Source organism: Candidatus Phycosocius spiralis (genome assembly GCF_030158815.1).
GTDB lineage: Bacteria > Pseudomonadota > Alphaproteobacteria > Caulobacterales > Aquidulcibacteraceae > Aquidulcibacter > Aquidulcibacter spiralis.
On sequence record NZ_BPFZ01000001.1, the window covers coordinates 85,116 to 106,571 of the forward strand.

The following is a 21,456-nucleotide window of genomic DNA, read 5'->3' on the forward strand; positions in this document are numbered from 1 at the left end:
ATGTCACATGAACCTAAGGCCACCTTGAGCCCAATCGCTGACTTGAGTTTTGAAGTCGCTCTTGAAGAATTAGAAAACCTCGTTGCCAAACTAGAGTCTGGCCAAGCCAGTCTGGAAGAATCAATTAGCCTTTATGAACGCGGCGCACTCCTTAAGGCCCATTGTGAAGAAAGGCTCAAACGTGCACAAATGCGGGTCGACCAAATAGTTGAGAGCCCTCAGGGGCTTGCCCTTGAAACAGCCCATATCGGGTAAGGAGTGGGTCGATGGACCTTGCGGTCAGTTTAGAGCAACGCTTAGAAGAAACAGCTGACCGGATCACCGTCGCACTCGATACTTTGGTGCCGCGCGTGCAAGGTCCTGAAGCGCGATTGATGAGTGCGATGCGTTACGCCGCATTAGGTGGTGGTAAACGACTACGTCCGTTTTTGGTTCTCGAAACTGGTCGGTTATTTGGGGTGGATGAGCGGTGCCTTCTGCGCGTCGCTGCAGCTCTTGAATGTGTGCATACCTATTCCCTGATCCATGATGATTTGCCCTGTATGGATGATGATGACATGCGACGGGGCAGACCCAGTGTTCATATTGCTTATGATGAAGCAACAGCTATCCTTGCAGGCGATGCCTTATTGACTTTAGCGTTTGAAATTCTGGCCGATCCCCAAACCCATACAGATCCTAGCATTCGTATTCAGGTCGTAGCGCGCTTGGCAGAGGCCGCAGGTGCTCGCGGCATGGTGGGTGGTCAAATGATGGATATGATTGCAGAGAAATTGGGTGACGATATCGCAGCCGTCACAAGGATGCAGCGCCTCAAGACTGGTATGCTGTTCACCTTCGCCGTAGAAGTTGGTGCCTTGATGGGGCGGGCCAGTGAGGATGCGCGTCACGCTCTATCAGCTTATGCCCATGATTTGGGGTTAGCGTTTCAAATCACCGACGATATTTTGGACGCTGAGGGCAGTGTTGAGCTGGTCGGCAAAGCGGTAGGCAAAGATAGGCATAAAGGTAAAGCCTCCTTTGTCAGCCTCTTGGGTCTTGCGGGGGCAAAACAAAGGGTTAAACTGTTGGCAGATCAAGCACACGCCCATCTTGCTCTATTTGGTGCCCGGGCCCACTATTTGAATACCATCATTGATACGATTATTGAGCGCAAATCCTAAAGCAATCCAACCAAATGATCCAACCATTTTCGGGCAATGCTTCCCATTCAACCCAAACGAATAGACGATAATGCCGCCACTGACCCCTGCACTTGATGCTATCCAATCCCCCAAAGACCTAAAAGGACTTTCGATTAAGGCCTTGCGACAGGTCGCCGATGATTTGCGCGCTGAAACCATTGATGCGGTTTCGGTGACTGGCGGGCATTTAGGGGCTGGTCTTGGGGTGGTAGAGCTCACTGTGGCGCTGCACCATGTGCTTGATACGCCCAAAGATATTTTGATCTGGGATGTTGGACATCAAGCCTATCCCCATAAAATCTTAACTGGGCGGCGCAACCGGATTCGCACGTTGCGGCAAGGTGGGGGCTTATCTGGTTTCACAAAGCGCAGCGAAAGTGTTTTTGATCCTTTTGGTGCAGCCCATGCCGCAACATCAATTTCAGCAGCGCTTGGATTTTGTGCCAGCCGCGACTTGCAAGGCGATAATCACATTGTCATGGCGGTCATTGGCGATGGTTCCATCACCGCTGGAATGGCATATGAGGCTATGAATAAAGCTGCTGAGACGACAAGCCGTTTAACCGTCATCCTCAACGATAATGATATGTCAATCGCCCCACCCGTAGGCGGTATGAGCCATTATCTTGCACGTTTGGTTTCAGGCACGGGGTATCGCACCTTACGCAAAGTTGGTAAACAGGCTGCCAGCGTGTTTCCTAAGCCGATCCAAGAAGCTGCACGTAAAGCGGAAGAATATGCACGTGGCATGGCCACAGGAGGCACGTTTTTTGAGGAATTGGGCTTTTACTACGTCGGCCCAATCGATGGTCATGATCTTGAGGCCTTGGTTGGTGTTCTTGAAAACGCCAAGAAAATTGAAGACCGCCCAGTTTTGGTCCATGTCGTAACCCAAAAGGGCAAGGGCTATACACCTGCCGAGGCTGCCGAAGATAAATATCATGGTGTTTCAAAATTCAATGTGATTACCGGCGAACAGGCCAAAGGTAAACCCAATGCCCCCAGCTATACCCGCGTGTTCGCCGATACGCTGGTCAAGCTTGCTCATTTCGATCCCAAAATAGTTGCCATCACGGCGGCCATGCCATCTGGTACAGGCCTAGACTTGTTTGGGGAATCCTTTCCTGAGCGAACATTTGATGTAGGAATCGCTGAACAACATGCAGTGACTTTTGCGGCTGGATTGGCCGCCGATGGCATGAAGCCATTTGCCGCAATTTATTCAACCTTTCTCCAACGCGGTTATGATCAAGTCGTCCATGATGTTGCCATTCAATCCTTACCGGTACGCTTTGCCATTGATCGCGCAGGGTTGGTCGGCGCTGACGGTCAAACCCATGCCGGGACGTTTGATATCGGCTTTATGGGTTCGTTGCCAGGAATGGTCATGATGGCTGCAGCCGATGAGGCAGAATTAGCGCTCATGACCGCTACAGCAGCCGCAATTGACGATCGGCCAAGCGCCTTTCGCTATCCACGCGGGGAGGGGACAGGTGCGATGATCCCATCCGATTTGACCCCACTTGAAATTGGGAAAGGCCGGATTGTTAGAGAAGGTGGGGTGATAGCGATTTTGTCCTTTGGGACACGTTTGCATGAATGCTTGCTCGCAGCTGATCAACTTGCTGCCATGGGTCTGCCGACGACCGTTGCTGATGCCCGCTTCGCTAAGCCGTTAGATCATGAATTGATCCGTCAATTGGTACGCCATCACCAGGTTCTCCTGACCATAGAGGAAGGCAGCGTGGGGGGCTTTGGTGGGTTTGTTTTGCATTTCTTGGCGGGCGAGGGTTTACTGGATCAAGGGCTAAAGGTTCGCACATTGACCCTGCCTGACCTCTTCCAAGATCAAGACAAGCCAGATATTCAATATCAGCAAGCAGGCTTGGATGCAGGAGGCATAATTGCCCAGGCTCTACAGGCTTTAGGCCAAGGCCTAGGTGGTGGTAGTCTGCGAGCCTGACTCCATTTATCAAGCTCAAGATGGTGTAGAAGGTTTGCCCTAAACTTGTACCTACACCAAAACCTGAACTGCCAAAGTCACTAGATCGAAACTTAGCACTATGTGCTTTTTTGCCTTAGTTGCTTGATCCAAGCCCATGACACACTATGATCGAATGGGGGGAGGTGCCAAATAAATAAGGTACCCCCAAACGGGAGTGTTCAATGAACCTTGCTTTTACCGATGAAGATATCGCCTTTCGTGACACAATTCGAACTTTTATCGCAACAAATTATCCCTCTCGTTTACGTGCAATTGCCGATCGCGATGATTTGGGCAAGGAAGATTTTCTTGAATGGCATCGTATTTTAGGGGCCCGTGGCTGGTCCGCACCAGCTTGGCCGACCCAATATGGCGGCCCCGGCTGGGGGCCCACACAGCGCTACATATTTAGCGAAGAATTAGCACGCGCGCAAACCATACCGATCTTGCCATTTGGCATCAATATGGTCGGCCCAGTTATCTATACATTTGGTAACCAAGCGCAAAAGGACCGCTTCTTGCCGCCAATCCTAAAAGGGGAAGAATGGTGGTGTCAAGGTTATTCAGAACCAGGTGCTGGCTCTGACCTTGCCAGCCTGAAAACAAAAGCAGAGCGCGATGGTGATAACTATATTGTCAATGGCCAAAAGACTTGGACGACCTTGGCCCAACATGCCGATTGGGGCTTCTTTCTGGTGCGCACGAAGGCTGATGGTAAACCACAAGAAGGCATTTCTTTCTTGTTGATCGATATGAAGACACCAGGGATCACCGTGCGTCCCATTATTACCATTGATGGCGGCCATGAAGTCAATGAAGTTTGGCTTGAAAATGTCCGTGTACCCGTTTCCAATCTGGTTGGAGAAGAGAATATGGGTTGGACATGTGCGAAATTCCTGTTAGCGCACGAACGCTCTGGTATTGCTGGTGTGGCGCGCTCCAAAGTTGGCGTGAAGCGCTTGAAGGAATTAGCGCGCGCGGAGACTATGGACGGGGCTAGCCTGATTGAAGACCCTGACTTCGCGCGTAAAATCGCCGAGCTTGAAATCGACCTGACCACGCTTGAAATGACAGAATTGCGGACTTTGGCGCGCGAGCAGGCTGGTGAAGGACCGGGCCCTGAATCCTCCATCCTGAAGATCAAGGGTACAGAAATTCAACAACGTTTGACCGAGCTTGCGATGGAAGCGGTCGGAAACTATGCCGCCCCCTATGTCCGTGGTTTCCGCGACTATGGCGATAATATGGGTGTTGGGCCTGATTATGCCCATTGGACCGCACCAACTTATTTTAATACGCGCAAAACCTCCATCTATGGCGGGTCGAATGAAATTCAGCGCAACATCATCGCCAAGATGGTGCTTGGTCTCTAGCGCCTATTGTGCCTATGCCTATAAGGGATAGGAAATTATGATCGAAAGAATGTGTCAGACGGTCTATAAGCCGGGTTCTGTCCCAGGGGTGATCCCCTATGTGCGACCATTCATCTGGGACTATGTTCACACATAGCCTCGTGCGACCTACCCGGACACGCCAACCCACAAACAAGCCGCCAGGATGCATACCCCAAGAGGTAAACCCTGACTTGGTGTCCCTATTCGGTCTTGCTCCTGGTGGGGCTTGCCATGCCTCCTTCCTTACGGTTAGAGCGGTGGGCTCTTACCCCACCGTTTCACCCTTACCCCGTCCCAGCAAGCTGGTTGAGGCGGTCTGTTCTCTGTGGCGCTATCCCTAAAACCGCACCTTATGTGCGCTCTCGGCGGGCATTACCCGCCACCATATTTGTGTGGAGCCCGGACTTTCCTCTCTTGCGCCCTTTCAAGCCTTGCAAGAGCGGCCGCCCAACCGCCTGACCAGCCCTTATGGCACCAATAGACCTATGGACGCAATATGGAAGCGACACGCCCAACCAGTGATTTGGTTTCGATATCGATCATACCATCCACTTTATTTGGTCGAAACCGGCGCTGAAAGGCAGTTAGAACTGCACGTGTATGAGCATCTAATCTGCCATTGACAGGAATGCCATACCCAATCGTGTCAAGCCCAGTCTGAACCGCAGCAATCCCATGATCCATCTGATCGGCTTCATCGAACAAAGGTCGCTGATCACCATCTTCAAGGGCAGGGGCTGGCCAAATGGATAAACCGGCTTCTGCAAAGCGTTTCCACGGAAATTTCTCACCGGGATCAGGCTTCCGCGCTGGCGCTACATCGGAATGGCCAATGACATGGTGCTTGTCCAAGCCATGGCGCTGCAAGATATGCTTCACCAATTGCATGACTGCGACAATTTGAGATTCTGCGAATTCTGGTAAGCCAAAATCATGGCCGCCATTGGCGATCTCGATCCCGATTGAAGCTGAGTTGACATCAGTCTCGCCATCCCAAAAGCCTTTGCCAGCGTGCCAAGCCCGCTTCGATTCATCTACGAGTTGGTGGATTGTGCCGTCCTGTAGTGCCAGATAATGGCTGGATACCCGGCTCATCGATTCTGGGATAGATTCAGTATTTTGGGGTGTCCTTGGCAAATCATCTTGATAAGCGGATCGGGTAGGAGCCGGGTCGGTCAAAATCCGCAGTGCTGATTGTTCGCTTTGCATGCCTGTATAATGGAGCACAATCAAGCGGATGGGCCGTGTTCTTTCATCAAAATTGGGTGATGGCGATTGCAGAATGGTGAGCGGCGTCAAGGTCTTTATCCGGCTTTGCAGTGGCTTAGGTGAAGCAATTGAACGGGCAAGCATCGGCTTTTCTAGCCGGTTTTGACTTGCGCGACAGCATGATCGGGTAAAGTTTTATTTTCCCGCACTGCGACAAGGAAGACGCCTGCCAAAGTTAGGCCACCACCCAAAATGAGTTTAAGCGTAACTGGTTCATGCAGCAAGAAAATACCAGTTGTTACAGCGATAATCGGCGACATCAAGGTCAGTGGGGCAAGCAAAGTTATATCATATTTTTTGACCAATTGATAATAGACTGAATGGCCAAAAATGGAGACAAAAATCACGGAAAAAGCAATACCACCCCACAAGTGAAGATCGCCCTGTCTTATAGCTTCAAGTTGACCATTCTCGGTAAAGAAAGATACGCCAAAAAGGGGTATAATGGACATTAATCCAACCCAAGCTTGCAGGTTTAGGGCGGGAATTGGCTGGAGGCGCTTCATCAAGATCGATCCTATCGCCCCGACAAAGGCTGCTGCTGCTACATAAACAAGGCCGATCTCAAAACTGAACTTGCCTGGCTGGTACAACATGGCGATCACGCCCGCAAAAGCTAAGCACATGCCTAAGCTGCGCCGCCAGCGCACTTTTTCATGCAGAAAAAAGATAGAGAGCACGGTAATAATCGGCAGGCCAATTTGCCCAACAATCGTTACTGCCGATGCTGGAGCGGCTCGAAGCCCCAAAAACAGCAAAGCAAAATGAACCCCGCCTATACACATAGCAATAGCCAATACGAGACCAAATTGCTTGGGGACGGGAGGCAAGAATGGCGATAGCAAAACGGCTAAGCCTAAAAATCTTAAACCCGCAAGAAAAATGGGTGGTACATCTTGAATCATCCAGCGCGTTAGGGGAAGATTCACTCCCCATGCTAAGCAGCAGGCACACAAAAGGATAAAGTCATACAAGCGCATATTTGTTCGTTCCAAGTTGGCTGGTGGTCAAGTTTCAGCACAGCTGATAATCCATGCTGTGGCTGATTATTCCACAGCGGGGCGCCATTATTGATCGATAAGCCTAAATCGGCGGCGAAACACTTTGCACCGGCCCAAATTGGCGTTGGAAGGATTGTCTGAGTACTTCATCCACCTCAGCCAGCGTAATTGGCAATCCCAGATCAACCAGCGAGGTGACGCCTAAGCCCTGTTCTCGAATTCCACAAGGAACAATTGCGTCGAAATGGTGTAAATCAGGTTCAACATTCAAGCTAATTCCATGCAAGGAGATCCATTTTTTTACCCGCAAGCCAATGGCCGCAATCTTATCTTCATGGCGGGGCCCACCAATTAGGGTACGATCCACCCAAACACCTACGCGCCCATCGCGTATAACGCCCTTAACATTGAACGCATCGAGTGCATCGATCAGCCAATGCTCTATAGATTGGACAAAGGCGCGAACATCACGGCCTAGTTCACGTAGATCCAACATCAAATAAACCACACGTTGTCCAGGTCCATGATAGGTGAATTGCCCGCCCCGACCACTCTTATAGACTGGATAAAGGGCATTAGGAGAAAGGTCACCCGGTTTGGCACTGGTTCCGGCTGTATAAAGGGCAGGGTGTTCTACAAGCCAAACCAACTGATTCTGAGTTTTCGCGGCTATGGCGGCTGCGCGCGCTTCCATCACGGCGACACCTTGTTGATAATCCACCAATTCGGAGGAGATCGCCCACTCAATCACAGCAATTATCCTTTTTTGTGCAGTATCTTTATCGGCGTTAACCAAGTTCCAACACTCCAGGGTCCAATGTAGCCAAGTGACAGATGATAGTGAACACCCTCCTTCGCAGATCGAAAAGGTCTTGGTCGAAATTTCGGTCTTGGTCGGGCGATCTACCTTGCCGATGCATCAGCTTTTGCGCATGGGTCGGGGTGCTGTGATTCCCTTAACGGCTTCACCCAATGATCCAGTTTGGGTCTTGGTGAATAATCACCCAGTGGCGCGAGGCGATATCCAACTTGATGATGACCGCATATCGGTTGAGATTGTCGGTGAAGCCGATGTCTTTGATTATTTGGCAGGCCCATGATCCTTATCCAAGAAATCTCTCCTCATAACACCCTTGAACTGCGGGCGACTGGTTTCGACAGCTTAAAAGGGCTTCACAAGAATGTCGGCTTCTACTAAAAGCGCGCTCTTTCTGGGACGTGCTCATGGCGGAACTGGTAGACGCGCTAGCTTGAGGTGCTAGTGGGGAGACCCGTGGAGGTTCGAGTCCTCTTGGGCACACCAAAGGAAAGACAATTTGGCTTATCTCTGCTGCCAGCGATGAGATAGGTCGTTACACTAACAGATGGGCCTTAGACATGACGGAAAGTGACAGTCATGGACGATCTACAAGCCCTAGGGTCGGACCCTACACATTCTGAACATGGTGTTGACCGGTCGTTAACAGTTAAAGTCATTGGTGCGGCTGGAGATCATGACGGGCCTTTGTTGCGCCGTCTGCTTTTACCAATGCACCCCGCTGATATTGCGGAACTTCTGCAAAATGCACCCAAGGAAACCGCGCGCACCATCTTTAACTTGATCGGGGAAGATTTAGACGCTGAAGTCTATGCCGAACTTGAAGATGAATTGCGTGAATTTGCTCTTGAGTTCATTCCAGCCACCAAATTGGCGCAAAAACTTGAAGATTTAGACACCGATGATGCTGCCGCCATTGTGGCAGAATTGGATGATGAAGATCGCGCGGAAGTTCTGGCGGCAGCCTCCAATGATGTGCGCGTGGCGGTTGAAGGGGCCTTGTCGTTTGATGAGGAAACCGCTGGCCGATTGATGCAGCGGGAGTTTGTAGCCGCCCCACTCCATTGGAATGTTGGGCAAACCATCGATTTCATGCGTAAAACGGGTGAGGACCTACCAGACCTCTTTTTTGATATTTATGTGGTCGATCCAACCATGGCACCGATCGGGGCGATACCGGTATCAAAACTGATGCGCGCACGGCGAACCATCTTATTAAAAGACTTGATGGAAGCCCCTGAAATCATTGTTGATCCTGAAACCGATCAAGAAGTGGTTGCCCATGCATTCCAGAAATATCATTTGATTTCCGCCCCGGTGGTCGATCGCGCGGGCCGTTTAACCGGGATGATCACGGTTGATGATATTGTGCGGGTGATACAAGAAGAAAACGAAGAAGATTTGTTGGCACTCGCCGGGGTTCGGGATGCCTCAACAGCCGATTCGGTGTGGTCATCGGTTAAGTCGCGTCTGCCATGGTTATGCGTCAATCTGGTTACAGCGCTTGTGGCTTCGTTTTTGATTAGCACCTTTCAGCATTCAATTGAAAAAATTGTGGCTTTGGCCGTTATGATGCCTATGGTGGCTTCCATGGGTGGAAATGCCGGTACCCAAACCTTGGCTGTAGCGGTGCGTGCCTTAGCAGCGCGTGAACTTACCCCCGGCAATTCCGCGCGAATCATTGCCCGTGAAGTTGGTACAGGTATCGTCAATGGAGCTGTGTTCGCGATGCTTTTATCCACTGTAGCGATCGTATGGTTTAAGAGCGTGCTGTTAGCTGTCACCATCGCGCTGGCGATTTTACTCAATCTATCCATAGCAGGTTTTGCCGGGATATTGATTCCATTGGCGCTCAAACACGCGGGCCAAGACCCTGCGGTATCTTCAGGCGTGTTGGTAACTTTTGTAACTGACCTTGTTGGCTTTGTTGCCTTTTTAGGGCTTGCAACTTTGATCATTTTATAGGGTTTTTACGAACAGGCAGAGGGGCGTTACATATCTCAAGCTTGCCGGCTTTATATTTGGTCCAGCTATCTCGACGGTTCCTGCGGCTTTCCAGCACCTCTGTATAGATGGGATGATCGCTTCGCAGGGCTTGGAGTGCTACTTGTTGTTCGATGGGCATAGCGCTACCCAGTTTCATGGTGATGATTTTGGGCTTTTGCTGTAACCCACTATAAAATCCCATGGGTTCACTGCCGCGCGGTAAGCTGGTCAGCTGGTCCATACCGTCCACCACCCGGCCTAACAGCGTCACATTGCGGTCTAAGGCACGTGGGCTATGACCTGTTACAGCATAAAGCTCTGCAGGTCCGCCTGAATCAGCGGCTTCATCTCGACCAGCTCCGACCATGCCATAGCAATGGGGCAACCAGTAGCGGTTTTCCTTCGGGCTCCAAGCAACCGGCCAGTTTTTCCAAAACCCAACTTTGGGTGCATAGACATCACCGTCTTTCAATAGGATGGCCTTAAATTGAGCATGGATTTTTTGCTCAAATTCGCTTGCCATCTTGGCACCCTTATACCCTAACGCCAAAGCTGCCGCACCATCGCCCCATTGAACGACATAATTGTCCTGATTGCGCACAATCTCGCGCCCTTTAAAAAAGTCCTTTGTGACCAATTCCTGTAAGGCGGCGACATGGTCTGGGGCAAAATCAGGGGCCAACAAAATTATAACACGCGCTGGCATACTTTGCGCGGTATCTTTGGCAAAAAAAAGATATAGCAGGCGCCCTTGATCCAAGTTTTCCCAGGCTGTATCAGGAGCTCTCTCAACCAACTCTGCGGTGGTCAATTGTGACCATGCTTTGGTAACGTTGTCCGGTGCGGGGGCAGATTGGGTGAAACCGGGCACAGGCAATGCCATGAGAACTATCATGAGTGCCTTCAGCCTCGCTCCTAAATCGTCATATCCCAAACAGCATGGTATGCGCATGAGGCCTCATCCTTGTGTTTCGATCAGGGTAAACAAGGTGCAAGAAACCATAGCCCTTGTCGAGGGGGACAGGAACAATTGGCGGCCCCAATCCTGCAAGAAGTGTATCACTAGGCGAAATCCGTCTCTTTTTGGAACGACTTATGTCCAGATTAACTGCGTCACGTGCCGCATTGGACCTTATAGCCAGTTTTGAAGGCTTCCGTGCCCGTGCGGCCAAAACCCCTGATGGGCGGTGGACGCTTGGCTTTGGTCACGTCAAGACCGCGCGCGAAGGCTTGTCGGTATCGCGATCTGAGGCTGAGGATTTGTTGCGTTGGGATTTGCGAACCATTGAAGATGCGGTGCGACAGTCGGCCTTAATGCCATTGTCTCAAAATGAGTTTGACGCACTGGTTTCTTTTGCTTTTAACATCGGCTTGGTTAACTTCGCAAAGTCTGACGTCCTGCGCTATCTCAATCAAGGTCAACCCGTGGCGGCAGCTTTGGCGATGCACGCTTGGCGGCGCGCTAAGGTCAATGGTCGTATCATAGTGATTGATGCGCTGGTACGACGTCGTGCTGCCGAAGCGGCGATGTTTTTAGAGCCCGTTGGCCCACGTCCTGCGGCCCCAAGCTCCGTTGTGCGTCCGCAGGTTGATCCTTCGGCAGGGCTGATTGTCCAACCACCAGAGCAAAGACCACCAGAGCAAAGACCACCAGAACCGCGCCTTGATGAGACTACTCCCAGTTTAACCAAACCAGACATGATGAATGAAACATCCGTGGCAATCCCCCCGCGGGTCATGATACAAACTGAAAGCCTAATCAATCCGGTCGTGCGCGAAACCACAAGTTCGACCCATCAACCCAAAGCAGATCAGGCCGATGACCTGATGAATGAACCCAATCAATTGCCGCTTGATTTAGACGAAACTGTGTTTGGTGAGGATGGTGTTCAAGAGGGTTTGTGGTCACCAGTACCGAGTAAGAAACTGGCTTTGATGCTTTTAGTGTTCAGCATAGCTTTGATGGGTGGAAGTATTTGGTATGGTTTGGCGGTAAAGGCGATTAGTTTTCAACCTTTGCATGTGGTGCAAGGCTTGCAAGCAACCCTAGCGTTGATCGTTGCCGGCATCGGCTTAGTGACCTTTGTTACCTCTGCCTTATCGTTAGGGCGAAGCCAAGTTGATGGGGTTGAGGAGAAATAACTGCCTTAGCATTCCATTTGCACTCTTGCGCTCGACATTAACCTCGCGCATGAAAACTTATGCTAAAAAATTCCTATCCCCGCCTTGATTTTGACCTTGGTGAGAGTGCGGATGCCATCCGCGAAACCATAGAGCGGTTTGCAGCGATACATATCGCGCCCCGCGCTGCCGAAATTGATAAAACCGATGAGTTTCCTCGTGATTTATGGCCTCAACTCGGGGAATTAGGCCTTCTGGGAATTACGGTAAGCGAGGAAGATGGCGGATCTGGTTTTGGTTATCTAGAGCATGTTGTGGCGATGGAAGAAATCAGTCGCGCTTCTGCTTCTGTTGGCCTTTCCTATGGCGCGCATTCGAATCTTTGCGTCAATCAATTGCGGCGCTGGGGCACGCCAGAACAAAAGGCGAAATATCTGCCAAAATTGATCTCTGGCGCGCATGTAGGTTCGCTTGCAATGTCTGAAAGCGGATCAGGGTCAGACGTCATGTCCATGCGCCTGCGTGCGGACAGAAAAGGCGATCGTTATGTTCTTAATGGCGGCAAATTCTGGATCACCAATGCCAAGCATGCCGACACTTTAATCGTTTACGCCAAAACCGAACCCGAAGCCGCTTCTCGCGGGATTAGTGCCTTTCTAATTGAAAAGGATTTTAAGGGATTTTCGGTAGCCCAAAGTCTCGACAAATTGGGTATGCGGGGATCTCCAACTGGTGAATTGGTGTTTGAAGATTGTGAAGTTCCCGCTGAAAACTTGATGGGCCCACTTAATAAGGGTGCGCAGGTTTTGATGTCAGGCCTTGATTATGAGCGCGCGGTTCTGGCCGCAGGGCCTATCGGGATCATGCAGGCTTGCCTCGATATCGTCTTACCTTATTTGCATGAACGCAAACAGTTTGGTCAAGCCATAGGTGAGTTCCAGCTGATGCAAGCCAAGATTGCCGACATGTATGTGACCCTTTCGACAACGCGCGCATATGTCTATGCTGTCGCAAAGGCCTGCGACCGTGGCCAGACGACACGCAAGGATGCCGCCGGTGCGATACTCTATGCCGCTGAGAAAGCAACTTGGATGGCTTTAGAGGCCATTCAATGCTTAGGGGGCAATGGCTATATCAATGATTACCCAACCGGCAGGTTGTTACGCGATGCTAAGCTCTATGAAATTGGAGCCGGGACAAGTGAAATTCGCCGCTGGTTGATTGGTCGCGAATTGTTCGGTGAGACGGGCTAGTTGAAAGTCTTTAGTGCTTTAATCACCGATATCGGGTAGCGGGCCAATTTGTCTCTTTCAGCAAGCTGTCAGGATGTTGTTTGGTCACCCTTTAATGCCTCTAAAACAATTTGTGCTTTAAAATCAGATGCTTGCCTTTTTCTTATTATGGGCATTCTTTCTACCTTCTCGTTTCATCGCTAAGCGATCATGTCGGCTTTTACTCATGCTTGTCACAACTATAACTTTAAGTTACATAACCATATCGACACTACTAAAAAAATTGTCAAGCCGTTTTCTTAGCGCTCTTTTTGCCGCTCTTTTGGTGGGTTTAGCCGGTGGGATGTGAACGGATTAGTGGGCGATCGCTGGCGGGAAAAGGTATAAAAGCCAAGCGAGATCACCACCAAACTCATCATCCAGTAAGGTCAGACACAGATGGCATTTGGATCTGCCACTGAAGGTGAAGGGAAAAATTTTCACAAAGGCCCTAAATCTTTGGCAGCTTTGGTCGATCTGGACATCTCGATCAAGCTTGAACGAATTAAACTTGTCGTGCTGGCGCTCAGGGAACCAGAAGCATGAATAGGAATACGGCAAATAACACCAAGTGCACGGCACCTTGCATAATCGTTGTCCTACCAGTTGAGAGGGAAAGGGTCGAGACAAGTAAGGTTAAGACTAAAAGCACCATATTCGTCTGATTGACACCAAGCAGCAATTTCCAGTCAAAGATAAGCGCAAGCGCCGCAACAACAGGAATAGTCAGGCCGATTGTCGCAAGTGCAGAACCAAGTGCAAGATTAAGGCTGGTTTGTAAGCGATTGGCGCGTGCAGCACGGACAGCAGCAATACCCTCGGGTAAGAGAACAACACCTGCGATGATGACTCCAACAATCGCTTTGGGTGCACCCGCACTGGCCACGATCAGTTCCACCGTGGGTGCCAGCGTTTTTGCAATCCAAACAATAGCAACCAGCGACATCATCAAGAATGCCCCGCTGGTTAAAGTCAAACGATTTGAAGGTAATGGTACATCTGTTGTTTCATCTATTGTTTCATCTCTCATGACCTGCTTATCATCGGACATGAAGTAAGCACGGTGGCGGATGGTCTGTATCATAACAAAACTGGCATAAAGGACGAATGAGACAACTCCAACAAATGCTAATTGGGCCGGAGCAAATACTGGACCAGGTAGGGTGGTGACATGGTTAGGCAAGATCAGTGTGATTATCGACAAGGTTGCAAGTGTCGCCAATGCTGCACTTACCCCTGTTTGCATATAGGTTTGTTCACCATGACGAAGCCCGCCCAAAAATAAGCAGCTTCCAATAACCCCATTTAGAATAATCATAATAGCGGCCATTACCGTGTCGCGGGCAAGGGTTTCGGCAGCTGGGCCCCCAGCAAGCATGATCGATACGATCAGCCCCACTTCAATAATGGTCACGGCAACTGCAAACAGGAACGTACCAAATGGTTCACCAACCTTATGGGCGATGACTTCAGCATGATGCACCGCTGCGAGCACGCAGACAAATAAAGCCAACCCAAGACCTACAAGAATGATGGGCGATTGCGTTACGTAATAAACGGCGAAGAATATCCAGCCCGTCAGTGGTGCAATCAGTGTCCAAGACGGCATAAAAGCGAGGGTTTTTTATCATTCATATCCCATCATCTGTTTCCATACATGTGTAGACCCTTAACCACTTTTTGGACTGAAGTTTTAAACGACGCCTTCTGATTTTATAAACGTCGGTTTTCAAACTGTATTCCAGATCAGAACCAGATTAGAGGATGTGCGTTCGATTTTGCCTTTTTTCTTAGTTCATCTGGCTCTGTCTCATTAGGGATACGATTTCATATAGGAGTTGCGCGGCATCAAACAACTTAAATGCTGCCCTTGACTTTCCTTTCTACCATGGCTTTGCAGGCAATTTGCTCACTTAACCAATCCATGAATTGGCACGTCGTCACTGAAACCGTGGGCTCTTGCCCTGAAACATTGGTCATGATTGACAAGTTGCCGTTAAAATGTTCTTATTATGTTCTCATTTCACCGGAGCTGTGTTGTGTTGCGCCTTGTTAATTCGCCGCCCAAACTCGAAACCTTATTGTTCAGTACGCATGTATCAGCTGGTTTCCCAAGTCCTGCGGATGACCATATTGAAGGCAAGCTTGACTTGAATGAGCATCTGGTCAGGCGACCGGCGGCTACATTTTTCGTGCGCGCATCAGGGGAATCCATGCGTGATGCAGGAATTTTCAATGGTGATCTTTTGATTATTGACCGCAGCGTCACCCCACAATTAGGTGACATTGTGCTTGCCATTCTCGATGGTGAACTTACGGTAAAGCGGCTGAAAAAGGCTGATGGCGTGTGGCATCTGGCGGCTGAGAACAAGAATTATCCATCCATACCGATCGGTGAAGGTGATTGCGCGTTTTGGGGCGTCGTGACCTATACGATCCACCAGCATTGTGGACGCTGATGGCTATTTTTGCATTGGTTGACTGCAACAATTTTTATGCATCTTGTGAGCGGCTGTTCCAGCCCCACCTGCGTGGTCGCCCAGTTGTGATCCTGTCTAATAATGATGGATGTGTGATTGCCAGATCCGATGAAGCCAAGTCGCTTGGTATTCTCATGGGCACCCCTGCATTCAAGATACGTCAGCTGATTAAGGCGCATGACATTGCAGTCTGCTCGTCTAATTATGCGCTTTATGGTGATATTTCTGAGCGTGTGATGCGTGTGCTGGGCGAAAGCGCGCCTAACCAAGAAATCTACAGCATCGACGAATGCTTTCTCGATCTTGATCGGCTCAGCGTTCCTAATCTTACACAATGGTGTCGAAATCTGCGTCACCAAACTATGCAATGGACCGGCATTCCAGTGTCGATTGGCATAGGACCAACCAAGACTTTGGCGAAGCTGGCCAATCGTTTGGCGAAAAAATCAGTCAGAGAGAGCGGCGTACTGAATTTTATGGATGACCCAATTAGAATTGATACGGCCTTGCGTGAAACATCGATAGGCGATGTCTGGGGTATAGGTCGCCGCTGGACCCAAAAACTTGAAGAGCGCGGTATTCACACGGCCCATGATTTTGCCAATGCCCCTGATGCTTGGGTGCGACAATGTATGGGTGTTGTGGGTCTGCGTACTGTTCATGAATTACGTGGCATTGCTTGCCATGCGCTTGCGGATCAGCCGGCGCCAAAGCAGACAACCTGCTATACGCGCACGTTTGGGACAGCGATCTACGATAAAATGCAGATCCAAGATGCTGTCACGTGCTTTACCGAGCAGGCAGCAGCAAAGCTACGCAAAACCGGTCAAGTTGCTGGTGCGGTACAGCTGTTCATCCAAACCGACCCGTTCGCTCGGAACGTACCCAAAAAGTCGGTATCTGGCTTGACGACATTGGATCGGCCCACCTCCAACACCCGCGCTATTGCCACCGCTGTAACACAGATATTCGACCGAATTTGGCAGGATGGTTATGGCTGGAGAAAGGCTGGTGTGCATCTGTTCGATCTAAGCGCACCCGACCAAATAGCACCATCACTATTGGATGTGATCGAAACACCCAACGATAGCCTCATGAAAGCCGTCGATCACATCAATACGCGCTATGGCCGCGGCGCGGCGCGGATGGGTTTCGCCTCAAAAAATGCAGCATGGCAGATGCAACAGGCGCATGTTTCACCCCGCTTTACAACCAAATGGGCCGAAATTCCCGCTGTTCGGATGATGTAGTTTCAAAGATAATGAGCTTAAATGTTTGGTTTGAAATCTTGATCGCTATAATAAGAGGGCGAATGGCCCGTCAGGGCGATACGCGTCAAGGATGAATGTCTTGGCGGGGAAAGATATTCGTCGCTGAATCAGAACGTAAAGCTCGATCGATAAGGGCGATCGGCGTTACCCAACCGCGCTGCACGTCACACATGTAGCTTGCACCTAGATAGGAACTGGCGCGTAGCGCCAAGCCTTAACTTCAGACGATGGATACGCTGAACTAGGTCTGCAGAATGGATCTGTTGCGAGTACAAGCAAAACGGGCTGGATCATTTGGCGCATTGGGTTTGGTGGATGCCAAGACGGCTGAGCTAGTCCCTGCCAGACGCATGGCTGAGCAAGTCAAGGTGCCAGGTCTTTGCTCGCTCACGAAAATAACAATCAAGGCAGCAAAATGGTAGCATGTCGCTGGCTAAAGCTCACCAACTGGGTCACCGATTGAATAGATGAAACGGGAACATGGATGAATTGCAAATCTGCACCCAAAGCCTTGCGCTTTAGGTCTAGCTCAGAGCAAAGGGTCCTATAGAATGAGATAAGGGGCAAGTTGGATCCAAGAGTGCCTGTGCATGATCTACTGATTATTGGTGGCGGCTTTGGAGCTTGCTCGGCATTGGCTTGGCTGGCGCGACTGGCTCCTAAAGCAATGCGCGTAGCTGTCATGATTGGATCACGGACACCGGCAGACGGCGCGGACAATTTCTATGGTTGCGGACTGGCTTATGGTGCTCAAGATCCTACTCATTTGCTGAACTCAGCACATTGGAATATGGGTCTTTTATTGGATGAGCCAGATGGCTTTACACATTGGCTTTCAGCTCAATCGCCAACAAAGAAACTGTCAGATTTTGTACCGCGTGCGGAGTATGGCGCTTTCTTGCAATCCAAATGGCATGAAAATCTTAAACTGCTGACCCTAAAGGGTGTAGAAGTTCATGTGATTCAGCAAAGCGCAATTTCTATCCTTGAACTGACCGATCGGTTTGTCACCATTGTTGACGATGCAGGCACCAACCATTCATGCGCTGCTGTGTTGGTTTGTATGGGCCCAACTTTAATCTCTGAAACAGGCCTAAGGCATGAAAAGCTCATCTCGCCCATATGGCCACATGGATTGCAATGTCTTAAGGGTGCTTGCGGTCAGGTGGTTATAATCGGCACTGGGCTATCTGGTATTGATGCAGCAATCAGTGCGCTGGCAGAGCCTGAGGTGACAAAGCTTACCATGATCTCGCGTGATGGACGCTTACCCTTGGCTCATGACGCAGCAGCACGAGAAAGACTGGACGTGCAATTCAAGGGTTGCCCATTAGAAGTGTTAAAAACCATCCGCACTGCCGCAAGCAGGGTACCATGGCAGGCTGTGATGAATGCACTGCGCGACCAGTCTAACATAATCTGGCATGATTGGACGACGATTGAACGACGCTTAGCGCTGAGGCATTTGAGCGGCATGTGGACCGCCCATCGCAACCGCTTACCCCCCGATGTGCTAAGGCAAGTAGAAACAGCAATCGACCACGGTCGGCTTGAAATCATTAAAAGCTTTACTCGACTTCATTTTGATAACGATGGTCATGTTTGTGTCCAATTGATCGGCTCTGGTGGAATTATCAAGCCTGACTGGGTTGTTGACGCGCGCGGCTTCGCGCGCATAAACATGAACATGAACTCCTTTTTTGGCCAAGCTTTGCGGGATGGTCACTTTAATACATCCGGTCTTGGCTATGGCATTGCGGGGGATAAATCGCATCGAGTAACCCCACTTGGGCTTGCCCCAATCCATGTCGTCGGCGCTGCCCGGATAGGCGATTTAATCGAAACAACAGGTGCACCGGAGGTGCGGACTCAAGTACACCAAAGTCTTGAGGCACTTCTTAAACCAAATCACCCAGTCAAGGTTTCACGACATATGAATTGCCAAGAAAATGGCTCATCTGCGATCGATTGAATTCTAACAATCGAAATGGTCTAGCAAACGCAGGATCAAAATCGATCTTATCGCATACTCAAACTCAAATCTGGCTGGCATTTAGAGTAGTTAAACAAGTAGCAATTGCCCTCTCAATCGTAAGTACTGGCGGAAGGGATGGGCCTGCAGTCCAATCTTTCTGGTCTATCGTATTGAGATCGATAAGATGGGTCGTAACTTGTCGCCAATGATGGCCAAGGCCTTACTTACTTGCGAATGGGCTTGGAGGCGAACTCGTTCGACAGGCACACGATGTTTTTTTTCACAACCCGCAATCGGATGCAGTGTAAAACTTACATGCGGTCCCTTGGTCTTCTCTCGAACTTTCTCTGCCGGATCATGTGGAACTTAGCTCCACGCAGTAGCTCTGCCGCGTTCGCGATCAGCAAGGAAATCAATTCTCCCGGTCTCATTGACTACTCTGGGATCGTCCGTTCTATCTTGCGCACCAGGTCCATGAAAACCAGTACGGCAGGTGAGAGTGCCCTTCAGCGGTGCCAGATGAAGTCGTAGTTCAGTCAAAAATGCGGCAGTGGTAGCGACAGCAAATGGAGTTGCCCTCGTTCCAACTTCGACTGGATTTGTTCAGACATGATCGCCGAGACCGCATCGCTTACCGCCACAATATTGATGAGACCCGCGACCGCACTCAATGATCGTGAAAGAGACCGTTGTGCTATTTCCAAGGCCTTGGAAGCCTTCTGAAATTTACCGTGGCCGGCAAGCGCGCTGATGATGTCTATCTGACGCAAAGAGTCCAATGCCATACCGGCCTCCTATGATCCAGTCTTGATCAAGACGATAAACAAGATGGTACCGATTGCAGCGACTCTTGACAAAATCAACTAAAATGCTTTTTATGCAAGGCAGTGTTGTTATGGGCGCAAGCCGATAATGGAAGCAATGAATTCATAGAGTAACTGAATTCTTAGGGTAATCAGAGTATCAGGAGGCCGCAGCGTTGGCAATCTTGGCGCGGTCGGTCTTCTTGCCGTTATTTTGAGACATGCGGTGCTGCAAGATGGAAGCAGTGGCTTGGATATCGGGGAGGATTATAACGAGGCACAATCAGGAAATGGTAATGAGGAGTTGGCATGACATTCACAAAGCGGTTGATTCTCTTGTCCGCAGGGGCCGTTGCTACAGCGCTTGCCATCACTTGCCCTCTGGCGGTTTTTAGCCAAACTACACAGCAGTCGTTTCCGTCCGATAGCGATGCTAATGGCATACGCACTCAAAAAGTTGAGCGCCTCGCGCTTCAAATTCTGGAGACGGCACAAGTCAAGGAGGCAATTGAGAAAGGCATCGCAACATATGCGGCCAGTGCCATCGCATCTAAACCCGACGCCATGCGCTACGCGAGGTCAGCGGTTGAGGAGGCGGCAACCTTCGCGGCTCTCAATGCAGCCATGGGCGGGGTGTCCGATCCGACATTTGTATGGCTTTATGCGGCACCGCGTCGGTGGCACGGTTACAGCCTTCCAGGCTCGCGTTGGTACGCTGACAACGTGGATACGTTTTATAGGGCGGTGAGGGTCGACGAAACGTCAAGTTATGAGATCACGGTGCTTCCGGGTAAAGTCCTGCCTTCGCAACTGTCATTCATGCTCTACAATTGGCTGATTCACGACGGCACTGATCCTCGCAACGATGTGCCGTTGGGGACCCTGACTATCACTGAGGCGACGCCGCGCAATCCAGACGGCTCGATAACCCTGACCGTCGGTCCCGAACTGGCCAACGGTCGTCCTACGCATTTGCAATTGAAGCCGGGGGCAAAGCAAGTACTGGTTCGAGAGATTCGGGGAGACGAAACTCTCCCTGCGGTTCGCCTTTCTGTTAGGCGCACGAGAGGGAATCCTCCCCCGAAAAAGACGATCAACGATCTGGCGGCAGAAACCGCCGCCTATATCGCCGCCGGGACATTCGGCTCAACCAACATTAGCGTCGGTTTTGGAAAAATGGCCGAGAACCAGCTAGGCGCACCCCGCGTTCGCTGGCTCGAAGAGGGCAATCAGAAACTGACCACTGACGAGCCTGTGGGACCCGATCAGGCGCTCGGCTTTCTGTCGCCGTTCGTGTTCAACATCAAAGAGGACGAAGCGTTAATCGTCACCCTGAACATGATGGGCGCAGAGTATCTCAGTGTCAGTTCGTACCGGCCCTTCCTCGTCAGCCCGGAACATGTCTTCGGAACCAGTAGCCTGAACAACTATCAGTCAAAGAAAAACCCGGATGGATCCATCACCTTCGTCTTCGCACGAAAGGACCCGGGCGTTTACAACTGGATCGACGTCGGCGGCATTCCTTACGGGAGCGTTGGAGTGCGTTGGCAAACGCTCACCAAACCAGTCGCGCCAACCCTGCAGAACGCCGTGCAAACCGCGAAAGTCGTCAAGCTCGCAGACCTGCGGAAAGAGCTTCCCGCGACCACGGCGTGGGTTTCCGCACAGGAGCGCCGCGAGCAACGTGCGAACCGCGCTAGAAACTTCCTGCTCCGGTGCCTCGGCGACCCCTGCGAGGTGGGCGGCGAACTGGACAAGCCTCATTGAAGGCGGCGTAGAGATCGACAACGCCATCGAGCGTATTGAATGATCCATTGCGCATGATCGTAAGATCTAGCCCGTAGATGGTTTTGTTCAAGCGAAGGCAAGATCATGACCAATGAATTGCAGAACGAATTTG

At 50.6% G+C, this 21,456-nt stretch carries 19 protein-coding genes, 1 tRNA gene and 1 other RNA gene; 14 read left to right on the forward strand and 7 right to left on the reverse strand.

Going from position 1 to position 21,456, the window contains the following annotated elements; translation table 11 throughout:
• The 4 genes from PsB1_RS00410 (at window position 1) to PsB1_RS00425 (ending at window position 4,541) form a co-directional block, all read left to right on the forward strand.
• Window positions 1–255, forward strand: coding sequence for an exodeoxyribonuclease VII small subunit (locus tag PsB1_RS00410; protein ID WP_284358393.1), 255 nt, complete (start codon window positions 1–3; stop codon window positions 253–255).
• A gap of 11 nt (window positions 256–266) precedes the next feature.
• Window positions 267–1,163: a polyprenyl synthetase family protein gene (locus PsB1_RS00415; RefSeq protein WP_284358395.1), complete on the forward strand. Its 897-nt coding sequence runs from the start codon at window positions 267–269 to the stop codon at window positions 1,161–1,163.
• A 70-nt stretch (window positions 1,164–1,233) separates the two neighbouring features.
• The gene (gene dxs, locus PsB1_RS00420) at window positions 1,234–3,147 is read left to right on the forward strand and encodes a 1-deoxy-D-xylulose-5-phosphate synthase (protein ID WP_284358396.1); all 1,914 of its coding nucleotides are present in this window, start codon (window positions 1,234–1,236) and stop codon (window positions 3,145–3,147) included.
• A 203-nt stretch (window positions 3,148–3,350) separates the two neighbouring features.
• Window positions 3,351–4,541, forward strand: coding sequence for an acyl-CoA dehydrogenase family protein (locus PsB1_RS00425; protein WP_284358397.1), 1,191 nt, complete (start codon window positions 3,351–3,353; stop codon window positions 4,539–4,541).
• Window positions 4,542–4,591: 50 nt separating this feature from the next.
• Here PsB1_RS00425 and rnpB read toward each other — a convergent pair.
• The 4 genes from rnpB to lipB form a co-directional block, all read right to left on the reverse strand.
• An RNA gene (gene rnpB / locus PsB1_RS00430) (RNase P RNA component class A) lies at window positions 4,592–5,021 on the reverse strand.
• A gap of 24 nt (window positions 5,022–5,045) precedes the next feature.
• A complete protein-coding gene (locus PsB1_RS00435; RefSeq protein ID WP_284358398.1) occupies window positions 5,046–5,915 on the reverse strand; it encodes a peptidoglycan recognition protein family protein in 870 nt (289 codons plus the stop codon).
• An 8-nt stretch (window positions 5,916–5,923) separates the two neighbouring features.
• Window positions 5,924–6,811, reverse strand: a complete 888-nt coding sequence (locus PsB1_RS00440) for a DMT family transporter (RefSeq protein WP_284358399.1) — start codon at window positions 6,809–6,811, stop codon at window positions 5,924–5,926.
• A gap of 103 nt (window positions 6,812–6,914) precedes the next feature.
• The gene (gene lipB / locus PsB1_RS00445) at window positions 6,915–7,628 is read right to left on the reverse strand and encodes a lipoyl(octanoyl) transferase LipB (RefSeq protein ID WP_284358400.1); all 714 of its coding nucleotides are present in this window, start codon (window positions 7,626–7,628) and stop codon (window positions 6,915–6,917) included.
• 31 nt (window positions 7,629–7,659) lie between these two features.
• On the opposite strand from lipB, the gene PsB1_RS00450 reads away from it, so the two are divergent.
• From PsB1_RS00450 to mgtE, 3 genes are all read left to right on the forward strand, one after another.
• A complete protein-coding gene (locus PsB1_RS00450; protein WP_284358401.1) occupies window positions 7,660–7,932 on the forward strand; it encodes a FliM/FliN family flagellar motor switch protein in 273 nt (90 codons plus the stop codon).
• Window positions 7,933–8,050: 118 nt separating this feature from the next.
• A tRNA-Leu gene (locus PsB1_RS00455) sits at window positions 8,051–8,135 on the forward strand.
• 93 nt (window positions 8,136–8,228) lie between these two features.
• Entirely contained in the window at window positions 8,229–9,614 is a 1,386-nt protein-coding gene (gene mgtE / locus PsB1_RS00460) for a magnesium transporter (RefSeq protein WP_284358402.1), read from the forward strand.
• Here mgtE and PsB1_RS00465 read toward each other — a convergent pair.
• The gene (locus tag PsB1_RS00465; protein ID WP_284358403.1) at window positions 9,604–10,518 is read right to left on the reverse strand and encodes a peptidylprolyl isomerase; all 915 of its coding nucleotides are present in this window, start codon (window positions 10,516–10,518) and stop codon (window positions 9,604–9,606) included. The genes mgtE and PsB1_RS00465 overlap by 11 nt on opposite strands.
• A gap of 212 nt (window positions 10,519–10,730) precedes the next feature.
• Between PsB1_RS00465 and PsB1_RS00470 the strand changes: the two genes are divergently transcribed.
• The 3 genes from PsB1_RS00470 (at window position 10,731) to PsB1_RS00480 (ending at window position 13,573) form a co-directional block, all read left to right on the forward strand.
• On the forward strand, window positions 10,731–11,777 hold the full coding sequence (locus tag PsB1_RS00470; protein WP_284358404.1) for a lysozyme: 1,047 nt from the start codon (window positions 10,731–10,733) through the stop codon (window positions 11,775–11,777).
• Window positions 11,778–11,836: 59 nt separating this feature from the next.
• On the forward strand, window positions 11,837–13,009 hold the full coding sequence (locus tag PsB1_RS00475; protein ID WP_284358405.1) for an isovaleryl-CoA dehydrogenase: 1,173 nt from the start codon (window positions 11,837–11,839) through the stop codon (window positions 13,007–13,009).
• Between the two features lie 417 nt (window positions 13,010–13,426).
• On the forward strand, window positions 13,427–13,573 hold the full coding sequence (locus tag PsB1_RS00480) for a hypothetical protein (protein WP_284358406.1): 147 nt from the start codon (window positions 13,427–13,429) through the stop codon (window positions 13,571–13,573).
• On the opposite strand, the gene PsB1_RS00485 is transcribed toward PsB1_RS00480, so the two are convergent.
• Window positions 13,554–14,636, reverse strand: a complete 1,083-nt coding sequence (locus PsB1_RS00485) for a calcium:cation antiporter (protein WP_284358407.1) — start codon at window positions 14,634–14,636, stop codon at window positions 13,554–13,556. The two genes, PsB1_RS00480 and PsB1_RS00485, sit on opposite strands and share 20 nt — an antisense overlap.
• A 430-nt stretch (window positions 14,637–15,066) precedes the next feature.
• Between PsB1_RS00485 and PsB1_RS00490 the strand changes: the two genes are divergently transcribed.
• The 3 genes from PsB1_RS00490 to PsB1_RS00500 all read left to right on the forward strand — a co-directional run bounded on the left by PsB1_RS00490 (window position 15,067) and on the right by PsB1_RS00500 (window position 18,750).
• Window positions 15,067–15,486, forward strand: a complete 420-nt coding sequence (locus PsB1_RS00490) for a LexA family protein (protein ID WP_284358408.1) — start codon at window positions 15,067–15,069, stop codon at window positions 15,484–15,486.
• Complete coding sequence (locus tag PsB1_RS00495) at window positions 15,486–16,757, forward strand: Y-family DNA polymerase (RefSeq protein WP_284358409.1); 1,272 nt, start codon at window positions 15,486–15,488, stop codon at window positions 16,755–16,757. Before PsB1_RS00490 ends, PsB1_RS00495 begins: the two co-directional genes overlap by 1 nt.
• A 601-nt stretch (window positions 16,758–17,358) precedes the next feature.
• Window positions 17,359–18,750 carry an FAD/NAD(P)-binding protein gene (locus PsB1_RS00500; protein WP_284358411.1) on the forward strand — a complete coding sequence of 464 codons (1,392 nt, stop codon included), beginning with the start codon at window positions 17,359–17,361 and terminating at the stop codon, window positions 18,748–18,750.
• A 539-nt stretch (window positions 18,751–19,289) separates the two neighbouring features.
• Here the strand turns inward: PsB1_RS00500 and PsB1_RS00505 are convergent.
• Entirely contained in the window at window positions 19,290–19,538 is a 249-nt protein-coding gene (locus PsB1_RS00505; RefSeq protein ID WP_284358412.1) for a hypothetical protein, read from the reverse strand.
• 327 nt (window positions 19,539–19,865) lie between these two features.
• Here PsB1_RS00505 and PsB1_RS00510 point away from each other — a divergent pair, with 327 nt between their 5' ends.
• The gene (locus PsB1_RS00510; protein ID WP_284358413.1) at window positions 19,866–21,323 is read left to right on the forward strand and encodes a hypothetical protein; all 1,458 of its coding nucleotides are present in this window, start codon (window positions 19,866–19,868) and stop codon (window positions 21,321–21,323) included.
• The last annotated feature ends 133 nt before the right edge of the window (window positions 21,324–21,456 follow it).